Here is a 16,365-nt window from a genome sequence, read left to right as displayed (position 1 = left end):
GCTATTTTCACATAGTAAGACTCCAAACTCGGGATCCAAGTTAAACGATGAAGTTACCTAGGAATCTTTCCTCTCATGAAAAGCAATTTTCGGAAATCCTCTCACTTTTATACATTATAATTTAGGTGCTTTCGCCCAATCTGCAGCGAACTTTTCAATACCTTGATCTGTTAATGGATGCATAGCAAGTTGTTCAATTACTTTATAAGGAATTGTTGCGATGTGAGCCCCTGCCATCGCTACACGAGTTACATGATCTGGATGTCTAACAGACGCCGCAATAATTTGTGTATCTAATTGATGAACATCGAATAATTCAGCAATTTTAGCAACTAATAATACACCATCTTCAGAAATATCATCTAAACGTCCTAAAAATGGAGAAACATACGTTGCACCTGCCCTGGCAGCTAAAAGTGCTTGGTTCACCGTGAAAATAAGTGTAACGTTCGTTTTCACACCTTTTTCAGTAAGATAGCGACAAGCTTCTAATCCTGCTAACGTCATCGGAAGTTTAATTGTAACTTTTTCATCGCCGCCGTTAATCTTAATCAGTTCCTCTGCTTGGGCAATCATCTCTTCAGCTGTAACAGCATCTGGCGTTACTTCTGCCGAAACAGATTCAACTTTAGGAACTGCCTGACAAATTTCTGCGATACGGTCTTCAAATTTAATGCCCTCTTTTGCTACTAAAGAAGGATTCGTTGTAACACCAGCTAAAACTCCAAGTTTATATGCTTTTTTTATGTCCTCAAGATTTGCAGTATCAATAAAAAATTTCATGATCAATTCCCTCCATTTTTTAAACGTTAATGAGTTAAATTTTTAAGATGTTTATTTCTTTTCTACTGCATGTCCGCCAAATTCATTGCGCAGAGCTGCTACTACTTTTCCTGTAAATGTATCATTGTCTAATGAGCGGTAGCGCATTAATAACGACATTGCGATAACAGGAGTTGCTGTTTGAAGGTCTAATGCTGTTTCTACTGTCCATTTTCCTTCACCAGAAGAATGCATAACACCCTTAATTTCATCTAGTTTTGCATCTTTAGAAAATGCATTTTCTGTTAATTCCATTAACCATGAACGGATTACTGAACCGTTGTTCCATACTCTTGATACTTTTTCATAATCGTAGTCAAATTCACTTTTTTCTAGAATCTCAAATCCTTCACCAATAGCAGCCATCATACCGTATTCAATTCCGTTGTGAACCATTTTTAAGAAGTGACCACTACCAGCTTTTCCAGCATATAAGTATCCATTTTCTACAGCAGTATCACGGAAGATAGGTTCAACGATGTCCCAAGCTTCTTGATCTCCTCCGATCATATAACAAGCACCATTACGAGCGCCTTCCATTCCGCCAGAAGTTCCTGCATCCATAAAGTGAATACCATCTTTCTTTAGTTGCTCATATCGGCGAATAGACTCTTTATAATGTGAATTACCCGCTTCAATTAAAATATCTCCTTTTGATAAAAGTGGTGTAACCTCATCGATAACAGAATCTACAACAGCGTGTGGTACCATTACCCAAAGAATTCTTGGTGATTGTAATGACTGAACAAGTTCACTTAAACTAGATGTACCTGTAGCCCCGTACTCTTTCATTTCTTCCACTGCACTTGCATTCAAGTCAAATGCTGCTACTTCATGTTTATGATCCATTAAATTTTTCCCTAAGTTTAATCCCATTTTACCTAAACCAATTAATCCTACTTGCATAATATAATTCCTCCTCAAATCATCTTTTATTACAAATTCATATCACTACAATCTGGAATACCTTGCAGCACTGATATGTACGGAAAGGTATTCACAGTCATAGCTTAAGAATTCAATACATTTTTTGTAATTTGAACAACATTTTCTGTCGTAAATCCAAATAGATTCATGACTTCAGCCCCAGTTCCTGAAGCTCCAAATGTTTCAATCGATAATATGTTTCCTTCTTGTCCTACATAACGCTCCCAGCCGAGAGATACGCCCATCTCAAGAGATACTCGTTTCGTTACAGAAGACGGAAGAACGGATTCCTTATATTCTTTCGATTGGCGATCGAATAACTCCCAGCTTGGCATTGCAACGATACGAACAGAAACTTGATCTTCTTCTAATTTCGCTTTCGCACTAGCAGCTAAGGATACTTCAGAACCTGTCGCAATGAAAATTACATCTGGATTTTCATTCGTTTGTGTTAATACGTAAGCTCCTTTAGAAAGATTCTCTATGTTCGCTTTCGTTTCATGAAACACCGGTAAATTTTGACGGCTCAGTACTAAAACGACTGGACCTTCCGTTTGCTGTAAAGCATACGCCCACGCACTTGCTGTTTCATTTGCATCTGACGGACGGATAACTGTTAAACCAGGAATTGCCCGAAGAGCTGCTAAATGTTCAATAGGTTCATGCGTTGGACCATCTTCTCCTACAGCAATCGAATCATGTGTAAATACGTACGTAACAGGTAACTTTTGCAATGCAGCCAGTCGAATAGATGGACGAAGATAGTCATTAAATACAAAGAATGTACTCACGAACGGTTTTACTCCTCCATGAAGAGCCAGTCCATTCGCTGCTGCGCCCATTGCATGTTCACGTACACCGAAGTATATATTTCGACCAGCATACGATTCTACTGCATACACTGCTTCACCTTTTATATCTGTCATCGTAGAATGAGAAAGATCCGCACTTCCACCGAAAATAGAAGGAATCGATTTCACATAATGGTTAATAGCTGCCCCACTTGCAACACGAGTAGAAATCGTTTTTTCAGTATCGAAGGACAAAATGTCTTTCGCTTCAATTAAAACTTCACCTGTAATCGCTTTTTCTAATTCATCTGCTAGTGTAGGGTTTGACTCTCTGTATAAGTTGAACTGCTCATTCCAGCCATTTTCTTTTTCAATACCTTTTTGTTTCAGTTCATTAAAATGAGCTGTTACTTCTTCAGGCACAAAGAAGTCTTCTTCATAATGCCAACCATACACTTGTTTTGTTGCTGTCGCTTCTTCTACTCCAAGCGGATTACCATGTGCTTTGTTCGTTCCAGCAACTTTTGGACTTCCATAACCTATAACGGTTCTAATTTCTATAAGAGTAGGTTGATCCGTATTGTCTTTCGCTAATTGAATCGCTTTTGTAATCGCATCAACATCGTTTCCATCCTCAACTCTTACATATTGCCAATGTGCAGATTCTACCCTTTTCTGCATATCTTCAGAGAAAGCAATGTTTAATTCACCATCAAGTGAAATTTCATTTGAATCATACAGCACAATTAACTTGCCAAGTTTCATATGTCCTGCCATTGACATCGCTTCATAAGCGACACCTTCCATTAAATCACCGTCTCCAACTAAAGCGTACGTATTGTGATCAATAATAGAGTGACCATCCGTATTAAACTTCGCTGCTAAATGCGCTTCTGCCATTGCCATTCCGACAGCATTGGCAATCCCTTGTCCTAACGGGCCTGTCGTCGCTTCAACTCCAGAAGTATGACCAAACTCAGGATGTCCTGGTGTTTTACTATTTAACTTTCTGAAGTTTTTCAAGTCATCAATTGAAACGTCATATCCAGCTAAATGAAGTAGGCTATATAATAAGCTAGATCCATGTCCCGCCGATAAAACGAAGCGATCACGGTTAAACCATTTCGGATGATTAGGATTATGATTTAAATGATTCGCCCATAATGCATAAGCCATTGGCGCTGCTCCCATCGGAAGACCTGGATGACCTGAATTTGCCGCATTAATAGCATCAATTGATAACGTACGAATTGTATTCACTGCTAATTGATTTATGTTTTGTGTCATAGTAATCGTCCCCCTACATGCTTTCATGAAAGAAAGTACTTATTTTTTCGTTTCTTGATCTAACCACCATTTAAATCCACTTTCTTGCAATAATTCATTAGATGCCTCTGGACCATATGAACCAGACTCATATTCATGAAGTGGTAATAAGTTTTCTTCGAATGCTTCAAGAATTGGTTGTACCCATTCCCATGACAATTCAACTTCTCTCCAATGTGCAAAGAATGTAGCGTCTCCACTCACAGCATCATGAATGAGTCTTTCATACGCTTCAGGTACTCCCACATCCGCTTGCTCACAAGTAAAGTTAATACGGATCGGTTCAATTTCTCCATTTTTCAATGGATTTTTACTATTTAACTGTAATGAAACGTTCTCACCTGGGCTAATTTCAATTATTAACAAGTTAGGTGCTGCATTTGGATTACTATCTTGATATTGCTGTTTTAACGTATTTTTAAATTCGATTACAATACGAGTAGACTTTTCTTTCATTCGTTTGCCTGTTCGTATATAAAAAGGAACGCCAGTCCAAAATGGATTATCGATCCACAAGCGAGCAGCAACAAATGTGTCTATATTAGAAGAAGGATTTACTCCTGGCTCCTCTTTATATGCTACAACTTGCCCGCCATTTATCTCACCTGCACCATATTGTCCGCGAATGATATGGTTTTGAACGTCTTCTTTTTTCACTTTACGAAGCGCCTCCATTACCTTTCGCTTTTCCTCTCGAATTTCACATGCATTAACCTTTTCCGGCAAATTCATAGCAGTCATCATTAATATTTGTAACATATGATTTTGAACCATATCTCGAATGGCTCCTGCCTGATCATAATATCCTGCCCTTTCTTCAACCCCAACTGTTTCACTCGCTGTGATTTGTACATTCGCTATATGTTCTTTATTCCAAATCGATTGTAAAACAGGATTTGCAAACTCTAGTGCTTCAAGGTTTTGAATCATCGGCTTACCTAAATAATGATCAATACGGTATATCTCGTCTTCTTCAAACGTGCGACTAAGCTTATCATTCAGCTCACGAGCAGATGTAAGGTCGTGCCCGAACGGTTTCTCAATCATTAGGCGTTTCCATCCATCCGTTTTATCAAGTCCACTTTCCTTAATATTTAAAGCGATTGTCTCAAAAAATTCAGGAGCAACGGAAAGATAGAACATTCTATTCCCTTTTATATGTAGTTCTTCTTCCCTTTCACGAACGACTTGTAATAATCTCTCATAATCTTCCGGCTTACTCACATCTAATGGACAATAACGAAAATTATCTAAAAAACCTTCGAGTTCTGGAGTACCTTCTTCTCTATGACGAGAAAACGTCTCTATTGATTCTTTTATTCTTTTTTGAAAATCTACATGAGATACTTCACGTCTCCCAAGCCCGATAACGGATATTTGCTTTGGAAGCTTTTGATCTCTATATAAGTTATATAGTGCGGGGTAAATTTTGCGTTTCGCTAGGTCCCCTGTCGCTCCAAATAAAACAAAGGTCATTGATTCCAATTTCAGTCCCCCTCTTGTTGTATAATCCTGGTCAATATATTAAAAATGAATTGTACAGAAGCTCATGTTTTTATAAAAAACAAAGAGTTATCAAATTCCAATTCTTTTTATACCTTTCGCTTTCTAATTGTCCCCAATATTAATAGTGGAAATTCAAAGCGTTTCTACCACGACTTACTTATTTATAATATTTTACGAAACAACATATATTTAATTACTTTTAGTAATTAAATAATATTATGTATAGTATATTAACCACATAAATTATTATCGTCAATAAAAATGTCTTACATTACATACTATTTATTTCGTAATACTTTTCTAAGTTTATCCTTAGTTACCACTCATTTTCAAAGATAATGATCGATATAAAAAATATCAGTTTCATCGAAATCTTCAATTAATTTTTCGTTAAACTCGTGAAAGGAAAACTTCGTCCATTGCTAGATTCGAAAACTTTCACGTTTGATGAAGTTGCACAAGCACACGAGTATTTGGAGTCGAATAATGCAATAGGTAAAATAGTGTTGAAAAATGTTTGGTAACTATAACTAGATAATATACATAATAATTTATGCTGTTTAGCTTATTAAGCGTAATGCGTAGATTAATTGTACAAATGTCAAACAAGGCGATCAAAAATGATCACCTTGTTCTTTTTAAAAATATAATAGTATTTTTCCGATTTCATCAATAGCATAGTCCTATCCCGAAAAAGAGCGAATAACTCTACTATAACTAAATTGTATTATTACATTTGAATATTACTTATGAAATTTCACACGTTCTTCAAGCGGTTGGAATTCTTTTTCACCTGGAGTAGCAGTTGGATTACCAAATGGCATTTGTGCAATTAGTTTCCAATTAGCAGGGACATTCCATTCTTGTTTTACCTCATCGTCAATTAATGGATTATAATGTTGTAAAGATGCCCCTAATCCCTCTGCTTCTAAACCTGTCCACACGACTAATTGGTGCATACCTGATGCTTGGTGTGACCAAATTGGGAAGTTTTCAGCATATGCAGCAAATTTTTCTTGAAGCGATTTAACGATAGCCTCATCTTCAAAGAATAGTACTGTTCCATAACCAGCTTTAAAGGAATCCATTTTTTGTTGCGTTCCTGAGAAATCTCCATCTCCAACTACTTTTCTTAATGTTTCAGTTGTAATATCCCATAATTTATTATGAGCTTCACCAAATAATACAACTAATCGCGCAGTTTGAGAATTGAAAGCTGATGGAGTATATTTCACAGCAAACTCCACGATTTCTTTAATTTTTTCATCTGATACTTGTACCTCTTTATTAATCCCATAGTAAGTACGTCTTTCTTTCAGTGCAGTATAAAAATCTTTTGTCATAATTCATTTCCTCCCAAGTTTTAATATTCTTCAAAATGATACATCTCGAAGATAATATGCGTTTAAATGAGTCCATTTTTAAATCATTGAACTCCATAACACCAATTGCCAGTCATTCTGAATCTAAACACACTACTTCCTTCGGTTGCTCTAAAAAATCTTATAACATCATTAATAAAATCTAGTGATCATTCGGTACTATTTTACCCATTCTCTATTCATGTATCCTGCGTGTTTCATATTTACACAAATATGAAATGTAGCTACTTTCCCCAAAAATTTCCTCTTAATTTGGAACACCTTCAATTACAGAAATTTCGCAGACTTGAAAAAGATGATGTAATCCAAAGAACAGTGCATAATTCAAATACCACCTATAATAGAACCCTCTTAGCCGACTATAAGAAAAAATAATAAAAAGCCAAAAACGAACAATAATATGTTCATTCTTGGCTTTTACTTAACCATCACATTTACTTTTACTATTGCTTCAAATGATTTTTAACCGCTCTTACTACCAATTCGTGATCTTCTTCTGGTGGTAATCCTGAAACTGTTATCATTCCAATAACCCCTACGTTTTTTACTCTGATAGGAAAGCACCCACCAAACGCAGCATATTCCGAAGTATTTAAAAGATATTTTTCATTATATGAGATTCCAGTTATTTCACTTTGTATCTGCATATAATACGAGCTACGATCATGCAGGGAAACGACTCGTTTTTTACGCTCAATCCATTTCGTATTTTCCTCATTTGTCCCTGTCATCTTGAAATGAAATAATTGCACACCATTTTTCGTTATATCAACAGCAATCACTTTTCCCTCTTGCTTTGCTGTTTCAACGATACATAAACCTAGTTGCAGTGCATCTTCATTTGTAAAAGAGGAAAATTGAAGTGTTTCCTCCTCTTTTAAAATTTGTTTACTTATTTCATTCAAATTTGAAGCGCTCATATCTTTATCCTCCTTAATCACTTTATGCCACATTCATATTTTTAAATTTATGTGACTCTATCGTACGACCTTTCAATATTACTAATAGCGTAAAGCGTATTCTCTTCTTCTTGGTGCTAATATGAATTATATTTAACGCATTAAAAATGTATGTCCTTTAGTACGAAACATTTCATATAGAAGTTTTCTACTTCCTTGATTCCGAGTGCAGAGACAACGAAAGCATTACATGCATAAAAATACCAGTTGATTAAGCAACTGGTTCGCTAAAAGTGTCATATGGGATATTCATTCAACCAAACTACCGCTTGTTCATAATCATCAAAAAATTTTACACATTCTTTTGTATTGGATTGTTGTAAATAATTCAGTATCTCCCCTTCTTCAAGGAGAAAGGCAATTGCCTTACTGTGATTCAAAATCGTTTCATTGAAAAATTTATCTTTCCATGCTTTTTGAACAGAAAAATGATCTGGCGTATATCCTTTTCTATCCACTAACAATTTGTATTTCCGTCCCTCGGAAATGAATTGCTGACATACCTGCTCGAAGTCATTAAACCATTCATAAACATCATCTGTTTTAATCTTGCCAATAAGACGGGTAACAATTATATCTCCTGAAACTGTTGTACTTATATTCGGCTTACTCAACTTGGAATCATCTCCCTTAGTTACAATTATGCGTAAAAATCTCATAAAATCAATAAGATAAAAATATTACGCAATAAAGCAACCTTTTGTACAAAAAGAGCCTATGTGAAAGATGACCTTTTATCACTCATTTAAAAAGGGACAAACTCTCCAAACGGAGAAGCCTGTCCCAAAATTGTTCTATTTTATATTAGAACTAACAATCGTGAATTAGAATAATGACTTAATACTTGCTAAAACAGTAAGCACACCTACAATAATAACAAATACGTTACTCATTTTCCCTTTGTACTTAGCTAATACCGGTACTTTTTGAATCGCATACATCGGTAATAGACATAAGATAGCAGCAACTAAAGGACCGCTTAGAGAATCAATAAGTCCAAGAATACTTGGATTTGTATAAGCAACAAACCAGCATGATAATACAACGAAAGTAAGGATTATTGTCTTAATTGTTTTTTCTTCAATATCTTTTCCACGTGATTTACCAAACTTAATAATCATGTCACGCATTACTTCAAATGCTCCTATATAATGGCCAAGGAAAGACTTTGTAATAGCCACAAAAGCAATAATTGGAGCCGCAATCGTGATTACAGGCGAATTAAGCTCATTAGCAAGATATGAAAGAATTGATAAGTTTTGTTCTTTTGCCATTTTTATATCATCTGGAGTCAAGCTCAATGCGCTACTCCAAACGAAGAACATAACAACAGCGAATGTCATAATATAACAAACCTTTTGTATTTGCGCACATTTCGCATCAGTGGCTTCGATTCCATACGTAGCTCTCTGTTTCACAACAAATGATGAAATCATAGGTGAATGATTAAATGAGAATACGATGATTGGTAGAATCATCAATATCGTCCCAAAATAGCCTGTTCCTGTTGAAGCAGTTGAAACAGCTGAAAAACTAAGCATTGACGTATTCCACTGTGGAATTAAAGATATTGCGATAAACAGTAAAGAAACTATGAAAGGATACACTAACATACTCATTACCTTTACAGTAATATCTTGACCAAAATTCAGTATAGCGATAAGACCAAGAACTAATACAAGTGATAAAATAGCTCTTGGAGGTTCTGGCATGTGCAATTGATGCACGATAAAACTACTTGCAGTGTTTGTAAGCGCAACCGAATACATTAGTACGATTGTATAAATTGAACCGAAATATACGATGTTAAAAATGATACTCGCTTTATTTCCGAAATACTCTCTAATTGTACCTGTGATCCCCTCATCAGCAGAATTAGAAGCGTATATCATTTTAGCAAGCGCCCTATGTGAGTAGTACATAACTGGATATGCAAGCAATGTAATTAGTAGTAAAGATAATAAACCACCTGAACCTGCATTAATCGGTAAAAAGAGCACCCCTGCTCCAATTGCAGTTCCAAATAGACTCAGTGCCCATGTAGTATCCTGCTTATGCCACTTTTTCGGATCTGCATATTGCTCATTTTTTCGTGCGGTATTTTCAGCTTGAACTTCTATTTTCTTTGCAGTATTCCCGTTCATATAATAACTCCCCCTTGTATCTATTCCTGCATCTCTCTTTGCACCTAACAAATATTCCCTTTCTGGAAAATGAATTCCTTACAAGTTGCCCCACATTGTATGTCCTTCATCATAATGAATCCAAATTGAAACATTCGCTAATTAGCGTCCTAATATAATTGTTAGCGTTCACAAAAAAGTTTACTCGTAATATCCGCTCTTTATATAAAGACCCCTTAAGAGAACAATATGGAATAGACTTCATAAATACGTTGCAACATTTCTAATAACAGTGTATTACTTTAATGGTTTCTCTTTTTTACTTTTAAAAGTAATTTTAGCTAAACCGGCCTCTCTTCATTTGCGAGGCGTTTCTTTCTCAATTCTATACATTACTTTCATAACTTCGGTAGCACTGATGATATTGCTTACACAAGCCACTGAAGCACATTACATACATTTCGCCTCAAATCACACACCTTTCTTACTAATAATCGCATTTTTTATATTTTCTCCAGAGATAATAAAATTTCTCTCGACGCCCTCATTATAACGTGTATATTTATAAAATTAATATTTTTATATTTTCAGAAATATTTAATAGGTATAATTTTATACGGATAATAATTTACAGTTAGCACGAAACCCTTATTCCTATCACTTAAAACTGAATGAATTAGCATAAAATACAATCATATATTACTTATTAAAGTTAGTCATTATAAAGATACTTACATTCTTCTTTGTTTTAAAAATTTATTTTAAACAAAAAAGATATTCTAACAAACAATTAATGTGGTTAAAAATAAATATCTCATTAAATATACAAACCAATTTTCAGGATATATATTATACCAATTGTATTGATATACATTTTTAGGAAAATACATATTTTAACTTGATGGTAACGAGAAAATCGCTAACATTTTGTAAAACCTAAACTAAGCGCAAAAATATAATAAGCTGCCCATATGGACAGCTTATTTACATAATAATCGTTATTAGGGGTGTACAAACAACTCAATGCAATATCATCTTAATTCTAGTTTTTTCAACTCTTCTTCAGGAATATCTCTATGTTTATACCGAATCGTTTTTACATCGTTTCCTTTTATACGAAAAGTAATTGTGTCCTCTCCATAAGGTGGATTATGCGCACCCTCAAAAGTTTGAATTTGAACAGTTACATAAAAAATATTGTTCGTTTTATCTGTTTTTATTTCAAGTATTTTTTCAGAACCTCGATACCAAAGTTTTGGTTCCTTATAATAGTTTTCAACTTCTTTACTTATTGGCTCTAATAAGAGATTCATGACTACTTCTTTTAAAAACTGTTTTGGTACAGGTATTCTGTTAATTTCCTTCCTTTTTACATCTATAATTCCCCAAAAATCACCACTCTTTTCAACAGTATAAAGAACATTCGTACCGTCTGCTTTCCAAAGATGAAAATAACCTTTATTTCCCTTAATATATAATCTTGGTTCATCAATCCACTCACCTTCTGTTTGAATTATCCCTAAAAACAGCTGAGTAAGTGGCGTTATCTTATAACCTAATTGATTAAAATCACCAAACGAATAAAGTTCATAACCGGTTAAATCTATGTCAAAGCTTTCATTTCTATTCTTTTCTATTTTTACAATTGCTTGAGCGGAAATACAGGGTAATAAAAAACTCAGAAAACATATGATGCTAATTATTTTTATTTTCATACCATCAATCACCTCTTTTATTAAAGTGCAACAAAAGAGATGATATTATTGCTTATTGCACGATTCAAACTATTAAAAGCCAATCATGTAATCTTTAAAACCCCTCGTTAACCAGCTCTTTTATCGAGTTTAATTTTGAAGAAAGCTCGATAAACCATTCTTCATCCCCCGTTAATAATGCAAGATCTATAAGATAGAGGATTTGTTCCTTATTTATTACCTTTGATTCAGGGAGTTTGTTAACGTGTTTACTAAAGAGTAAAATCGCTTCGTTTATTGTGTACTGGCCGTCACGTTTCACAATACTAACTGTAACTATATCCTCTACATCATCAAGTGATACAATATAACCAACTATTAATTCACCTTCATTTGATATTCCACGAACCCAATCTCCTACTTTTAAAACATGATTATTATTTGACATCATACTTTTTCACCTTCTTATAAATATTTTTTGTGCTGATAAAAAAGAAATAAAAACGAAATTAAACTGTAATATTTTTCATTACATTTAAATAGAAAGAACTTACGGCTCTATATAACAAGTAAGCCGCTTAACGCTCTTGATTGATAAGGTCAACAACTTCTTTCATTGTATAATTCTTTAAGTATTCACCTAGATGCTCTTCAGCACCTAAGAAAATAGCGAAAAGAACTTTTCGCATGTTCGAACCTACAACACACTGATTGTTTGATTCTGGACACTTCGGCTGCAAAGCACCTTCAGAGGTTATTTGATAAATATGCCAAAGGTTAACTTCACTTAAATCTCGAGCGAAAATAAAACCGCCACCAGTCCCCTCTTTCGATTGTATAAACTTATGTTTTTTTAACAAACTTAGCACTTTGCGAATACGCACTGGGTGAACCCCCGCACTTTCTGAAATCGCATTACTTGTTGACATCCGGTCTGGCTGTAAAGCTAAATAAGTTAAACTGTGTATGGCCAAAGTAAAGTCGCTGCTCATTGTTTTCCTCCTACGATCAAAAATATTATTTCTCCTATATTAACATACTGTAGCCATAAATATTACAGATAGGTTAGTTGAACGTTAAAATATATAAGAACCACTTAGCATAAAGAAATAAATTCCTTAACTTTATTTAGCTTTTTAAATTAAAAATACATTAAACACTCCATTGTTTCTTCACTTGTTCTTCTGCCAATTGTTTAATTTTTGTCCATATCGTATCTTTACTTACAATAACATTTGTTTGATAATTTCTATCGTTATAATTGACTGTAACACATACTTCTATCATTTTCTGCTTCCTCCTTTCATACCACTTTCCCTAAAAAATATTACTTATTAATTAGCCAACTTTTGCAGTTCAATGTTTAAAAATGTTCGGACGCTACGTGGTAAAAATTTACGAATTTCTTCTTCGTTAAAACCAATTTGCAATCTTTTTTCGTCCAGCATAATTGGGCGACGTAACATTAGTGGATGCTCAATTATTAATGTATAAAATTCATTTAGCGAAAGCTCTTCTATATTTATATTTAAGTCTTGAAAAGTTTTGGATCTTGTTGAAATAATTTCAGTAGCACCCTCTTCTGTTAAACGAAGAATGGACTTAAGTTCATCCACTGTCATAGAATTGGATACGATGTTTTTTTCAGTATAATCAATTTGATTCTCCTCCAGCCATGCTTTCGCTTTTCGGCATGAACCGCAGCTTGCTGTTGTATATAAAACCACCATATTTCACTCACTCCTTTAATGTTCTTTATAAAATGTACACTTTAAATATCGTTTATTGAAATGTATTAAAAAAAATTACAGTTTAGAATCAAATTCACGTAATGTTAGTTATTCGGCAATGTTTCGTTTATTTTTACTACTCGTTTCTTTGCATGCTTCTTTTATAAAATAGTTGAAACTACATTTTACAGATGATGATAACTCACTTCTTAAATCTATACTGTAATTTTAAACCTTACAGTTCTATTAATCAAATGTTAAGTCTTGGATTAATTAATCATTTTTTGTTAGAGTATTCTTTAACAGATTACGGTTCATCTTTAGGAGCCATACTTGATTCGCTCTGCACTTAGGGAGAAGTTCATCTTGAAAAAACGGGAATACGTCCATGCTTATTACAGCTGAATAATAATTATTCCTATCATATTAAAGACAGAAAATAGGTTGAAGCAATACGTGCCCCAACCTATTTTTTATGCCTCTTTATAACTTTTTGCGGTAATGACTGTTTCGAATTCAAAAGTTTCCGGCAGATGGTCAGCGTAAGAGTATTCAAAAGTTCGTCCATCCGTTAAGTAGGCCACTTGTTCAACTCTCATTAAGAAATCTTGATTTGTTAAGTTCATAAACTGCCTTTCTTTATCATCTGGACGAACTCCTTTGACCCTAACAACGGATGTTCCCACTTCAAGACCAAGTTTATTTTGAATGTGCGAGTAGATCGATCCCTCTAAAACTGAAACTTCAACACCCGGTATGACCGAAATAGGCATCCATGTATGCTCCATAATCGTTGGAATACTGTGAATGATGCGGAGGCGGATGATTTTATATACAAAATCTCCTACTGAAATTCCCAATTTTTCAGCAATAATTTCATCGGCACCGACAATCGTAAACTCAATAATTTTACTTTCTACCTCGCTACCATAAACAGCTTTTGTACCTGTTAAAGTTTGAATCATTCGTGCTTTTTCCTGTTGACGCCAATCTTGAACGACAGTTCCACTTCCGCGCCGGCGAATGATGTAGCCGTCTCTCACTAACAGATCCAGCGCTTTTTTTATGGTAAGGACAGAAACATCGAATTCTTCAGCAAGGACGGGGCTACTTGGAATTTTTTCATTAATTTTATATTCGCCGTCTAAAATTTGCTGTTTCATTTTTTGATAAATACCGAGGTATTTTACTTGTGTTGATCCGCTTGCCATTTCTATACCTCCTTTATGCTGTATTCCCTCTTCTATTCATTCAAGTTTAAAGCCTCAAGTTTATAAACTGAAGGTGAAGGTGCAGCAAATCCGTTTTCTAAGATTTCAATATTCGTTACTGCTTCTTCATCTTTCACAAGCTTTGGTGCACCGTTTACGATTGTTTCATACGCTGCATCATAGAAGCGACCGTAATCACCAAGCGGCGTTTTAATTTGTTTTTCAATCCAATCACCGTTTGCATTTCGATATTTCGCAATTCCATAGTACATCGGCGAATCTTCACCAAATCCTGCACTCTCAGGCATAATACCCGCTTTCAAATCATTTTCCTGCTGATCTTCACCATATTTAATAAACGATCCATTTGTTCCATGAACGATAAAGCGTGGATAATCTTTTGCTACAACATGGTTCGTTTTCAGTTTAATTTTCAGCCTATTTCCGTAATGTAGACCAACATCGAAATAATTATCAACCGCACCTTCCACTTCATTATTACGAATATCGTATGTCACCGTATCTGGACGGCCAAACAATGAAATCATACGGTCCATCGTATGAATACCTAAACTGTAAAATGAACCTTCTTCTTTTGGACCTTCGTGATTGATGGAACCCGGACGGAAATAATCAATATGTGATTCAACCTCAACAATATCACCAAGGAATCCTTGTTTCACAACTTGCTTCACAGCTAAAAAATCACCATCAAAACGACGGTTTTGATATGGCATAACTACTACACCTTTTTCTCGTCCTAAAGCTAATAATTCTTTCGCATGTTCCACTGTATCGCAAAATGGTTTTTCCACGATAACCGATTTTCCAGCAAGTATAACTTTTTTCGCTAATTCGTAATGCGTATGTGCTGGCGTACAGATTGTCACCACTTGAATTTCTTTATCATTCAACAATTCGTCCAAGTCAGTAGTGAAACAAACACCTTTACTCTTATATGGAGCCGCTAATTCTTCATTAATTTGCCTTACGAAAATCGTTTTTACTTTTATATTTTTACGTGTATTTACATACGGTAAGTGGTAGCGGTTAGCTGATTTTCCAAATCCAATAAAGCCCATCGTTAATGTCATATTCTTCAACTTCCTTGCTCATAAATTTTCGTTTCTATATTTATTATATAGTTTAGTTATAAAAAGTATATAGTTTTAATTTATAAATTATATACTAAATAAAAAATTTAGTTTAAAAAGGAGCATAACAAATATGGCACACACTACTACATCTATGGAAATTTTCGGTTCACCTGAACAAGTATGGCAATTAATTGGAGGATTCAACTCCCTTCCAGACTGGTTACCTTATATACCTAGCAGTAAATTAACTGAAGGCGGTCGTGTACGTCACCTAGCTAATCCAGATGGTGATACGATTATAGAACGTTTAGAAGTATTCAATGAGAAAGAACGATATTACACGTATTCAATCATGAATGCTCCATTTCCAGTCACTAATTATCTATCTACAATCCAGGTGAAAGAAGGTACTGAAAGTAATACATCTTTAGTAGAGTGGTCTGGTACGTTCACTCCTGTTGAGGTTAGTGATGAAGAGGCAATAAATCTGTTTCATGGTATATACAGCGATGGACTGAAAGCATTGCAGCAAGCATTTCTAGATTAATTCATGTAATTGATTGAGAAGAAAAAGTTAATTAACAGTCAAACATTCGATTTTGTGGTTAAGTTCATTATGAAAGATAAACAAATACAAATTTCATGCCTGCTTGTTAATGACAAGAAATAAAAAATACTACCTCCAATGAACTGTACCCTATAAAATGGACAGTTTAATAAAAAAGCCCTGAAAAATCAAGCACTTAAAAGATGGTTCCGATATTCGATCGGAGCCATCTTTTTTAATGTCCACTGAT

15 protein-coding genes and 4 pseudogenes are annotated in these 16,365 nt (G+C 34.6%); 3 read left to right on the top strand and 16 right to left on the bottom strand.

The annotated features are described in order from the left end of the window. Positions 1–114: 114 nt before the first annotated feature. The 5 genes and pseudogenes from fsa to MR070_RS10205 all read right to left on the bottom strand — a co-directional run. The gene (gene fsa / locus MR070_RS10225) at positions 115–783 is read right to left on the bottom strand and encodes a fructose-6-phosphate aldolase (RefSeq protein WP_000667676.1); all 669 of its coding nucleotides are present in this window, start codon (positions 781–783) and stop codon (positions 115–117) included. 51 nt (positions 784–834) lie between these two features. Next, positions 835–1,728 (bottom strand): phosphogluconate dehydrogenase (NAD(+)-dependent, decarboxylating), encoded by an 894-nt coding sequence (gene gnd, locus MR070_RS10220; RefSeq protein WP_001195912.1) that lies wholly within the window; start codon positions 1,726–1,728, stop codon positions 835–837. Between the two features lie 104 nt (positions 1,729–1,832). Continuing rightward, positions 1,833–3,827 carry a transketolase gene (gene tkt, locus MR070_RS10215; protein ID WP_242261186.1) on the bottom strand — a complete coding sequence of 665 codons (1,995 nt, stop codon included), beginning with the start codon at positions 3,825–3,827 and terminating at the stop codon, positions 1,833–1,835. 39 nt (positions 3,828–3,866) lie between these two features. Beyond that, positions 3,867–5,351 carry a glucose-6-phosphate dehydrogenase gene (zwf, locus tag MR070_RS10210; protein ID WP_000445343.1) on the bottom strand — a complete coding sequence of 495 codons (1,485 nt, stop codon included), beginning with the start codon at positions 5,349–5,351 and terminating at the stop codon, positions 3,867–3,869. A 350-nt stretch (positions 5,352–5,701) separates the two neighbouring features. Continuing rightward, positions 5,702–5,779 (bottom strand): annotated as a pseudogene (locus MR070_RS10205) (glucose-6-phosphate dehydrogenase); the annotation flags it as partial. On the opposite strand from MR070_RS10205, the pseudogene MR070_RS10200 reads away from it, so the two are divergent. Continuing rightward, positions 5,774–5,896, top strand: a pseudogene (locus MR070_RS10200) (zinc-binding dehydrogenase); the annotation flags it as partial. The pseudogenes MR070_RS10205 and MR070_RS10200 sit on opposite strands and share 6 nt — an antisense overlap. A gap of 219 nt (positions 5,897–6,115) precedes the next feature. Here the strand turns inward: MR070_RS10200 and MR070_RS10195 are convergent. From MR070_RS10195 to spxA, 9 genes and pseudogenes are all read right to left on the bottom strand, one after another. Beyond that, positions 6,116–6,715 carry a nitroreductase family protein gene (locus MR070_RS10195; RefSeq protein WP_000158945.1) on the bottom strand — a complete coding sequence of 200 codons (600 nt, stop codon included), beginning with the start codon at positions 6,713–6,715 and terminating at the stop codon, positions 6,116–6,118. Positions 6,716–7,197: 482 nt separating this feature from the next. Then, a complete protein-coding gene (locus tag MR070_RS10190; protein ID WP_242261185.1) occupies positions 7,198–7,707 on the bottom strand; it encodes a heme-degrading domain-containing protein in 510 nt (169 codons plus the stop codon). 242 nt (positions 7,708–7,949) lie between these two features. Further along, a pseudogene (locus MR070_RS10185) lies at positions 7,950–8,401 on the bottom strand (SpoIIAA family protein). A gap of 136 nt (positions 8,402–8,537) precedes the next feature. Next, positions 8,538–9,857, bottom strand: coding sequence for an aromatic amino acid transport family protein (locus MR070_RS10180; RefSeq protein ID WP_001014189.1), 1,320 nt, complete (start codon positions 9,855–9,857; stop codon positions 8,538–8,540). Between the two features lie 1,010 nt (positions 9,858–10,867). Further along, positions 10,868–11,551, bottom strand: coding sequence for a DUF3888 domain-containing protein (locus MR070_RS10175; protein ID WP_044793223.1), 684 nt, complete (start codon positions 11,549–11,551; stop codon positions 10,868–10,870). Between the two features lie 94 nt (positions 11,552–11,645). Then, entirely contained in the window at positions 11,646–11,981 is a 336-nt protein-coding gene (locus MR070_RS10170) for an IDEAL domain-containing protein (RefSeq protein ID WP_000987462.1), read from the bottom strand. A gap of 127 nt (positions 11,982–12,108) precedes the next feature. Then, positions 12,109–12,522, bottom strand: coding sequence for an Rrf2-family transcriptional regulator SaiR (gene saiR, locus MR070_RS10165; protein WP_139895160.1), 414 nt, complete (start codon positions 12,520–12,522; stop codon positions 12,109–12,111). Between the two features lie 160 nt (positions 12,523–12,682). After that, positions 12,683–12,817, bottom strand: a complete 135-nt coding sequence (locus tag MR070_RS10160; protein WP_000573532.1) for a BA3454 family stress response protein — start codon at positions 12,815–12,817, stop codon at positions 12,683–12,685. A 47-nt stretch (positions 12,818–12,864) separates the two neighbouring features. Then, positions 12,865–13,260, bottom strand: coding sequence for a transcriptional regulator SpxA (gene spxA, locus MR070_RS10155; RefSeq protein ID WP_000261185.1), 396 nt, complete (start codon positions 13,258–13,260; stop codon positions 12,865–12,867). 287 nt (positions 13,261–13,547) lie between these two features. Here spxA and MR070_RS27295 point away from each other — a divergent pair. Then, positions 13,548–13,613, top strand: a pseudogene (locus MR070_RS27295) (winged helix-turn-helix transcriptional regulator); the annotation flags it as partial. Between the two features lie 120 nt (positions 13,614–13,733). Here the strand turns inward: MR070_RS27295 and MR070_RS10145 are convergent. Continuing rightward, positions 13,734–14,471, bottom strand: coding sequence for a GntR family transcriptional regulator (locus tag MR070_RS10145; protein WP_242261183.1), 738 nt, complete (start codon positions 14,469–14,471; stop codon positions 13,734–13,736). Between the two features lie 32 nt (positions 14,472–14,503). After that, the gene (locus tag MR070_RS10140; RefSeq protein WP_242261182.1) at positions 14,504–15,565 is read right to left on the bottom strand and encodes an oxidoreductase; all 1,062 of its coding nucleotides are present in this window, start codon (positions 15,563–15,565) and stop codon (positions 14,504–14,506) included. 133 nt (positions 15,566–15,698) lie between these two features. Here MR070_RS10140 and MR070_RS10135 point away from each other — a divergent pair, with 133 nt between their 5' ends. Then, positions 15,699–16,115, top strand: a complete 417-nt coding sequence (locus tag MR070_RS10135) for an SRPBCC family protein (protein ID WP_070806561.1) — start codon at positions 15,699–15,701, stop codon at positions 16,113–16,115. Positions 16,116–16,365 lie beyond the last annotated feature (250 nt).

Origin of the sequence: Bacillus cereus group sp. BfR-BA-01453 (genome assembly GCF_022662915.1) — a bacterium.
Taxonomy (GTDB): domain Bacteria; phylum Bacillota; class Bacilli; order Bacillales; family Bacillaceae_G; genus Bacillus_A; species Bacillus_A paranthracis.
This window is presented reverse-complemented; position numbering and strand designations above follow the sequence as displayed.

What these genes read in the sequence shown, in the direction of transcription:
- fsa (WP_000667676.1), bottom strand. Translation starts at nt 783, where the DNA reads ATGAAATTTTTTATTGATACTGCAAATCTTGAGGACATAAAAAAAGCA.
- gnd (WP_001195912.1), bottom strand. Translation starts at nt 1,728, where the DNA reads ATGCAAGTAGGATTAATTGGTTTAGGTAAAATGGGATTAAACTTAGGG.
- tkt (WP_242261186.1), bottom strand. Translation starts at nt 3,827, where the DNA reads ATGACACAAAACATAAATCAATTAGCAGTGAATACAATTCGTACGTTA.
- MR070_RS10195 (WP_000158945.1), bottom strand. Translation starts at nt 6,715, where the DNA reads ATGACAAAAGATTTTTATACTGCACTGAAAGAAAGACGTACTTACTAT.
- MR070_RS10190 (WP_242261185.1), bottom strand. Translation starts at nt 7,707, where the DNA reads ATGTGGCATAAAGTGATTAAGGAGGATAAAGATATGAGCGCTTCAAAT.
- MR070_RS10180 (WP_001014189.1), bottom strand. Translation starts at nt 9,857, where the DNA reads ATGAACGGGAATACTGCAAAGAAAATAGAAGTTCAAGCTGAAAATACC.
- MR070_RS10175 (WP_044793223.1), bottom strand. Translation starts at nt 11,551, where the DNA reads ATGAAAATAAAAATAATTAGCATCATATGTTTTCTGAGTTTTTTATTA.
- MR070_RS10170 (WP_000987462.1), bottom strand. Translation starts at nt 11,981, where the DNA reads ATGATGTCAAATAATAATCATGTTTTAAAAGTAGGAGATTGGGTTCGT.
- saiR (WP_139895160.1), bottom strand. Translation starts at nt 12,522, where the DNA reads ATGAGCAGCGACTTTACTTTGGCCATACACAGTTTAACTTATTTAGCT.
- MR070_RS10160 (WP_000573532.1), bottom strand. Translation starts at nt 12,817, where the DNA reads ATGATAGAAGTATGTGTTACAGTCAATTATAACGATAGAAATTATCAA.
- spxA (WP_000261185.1), bottom strand. Translation starts at nt 13,260, where the DNA reads ATGGTGGTTTTATATACAACAGCAAGCTGCGGTTCATGCCGAAAAGCG.
- MR070_RS10145 (WP_242261183.1), bottom strand. Translation starts at nt 14,471, where the DNA reads ATGGCAAGCGGATCAACACAAGTAAAATACCTCGGTATTTATCAAAAA.
- MR070_RS10140 (WP_242261182.1), bottom strand. Translation starts at nt 15,565, where the DNA reads ATGACATTAACGATGGGCTTTATTGGATTTGGAAAATCAGCTAACCGC.
- MR070_RS10135 (WP_070806561.1), top strand. Translation starts at nt 15,699, where the DNA reads ATGGCACACACTACTACATCTATGGAAATTTTCGGTTCACCTGAACAA.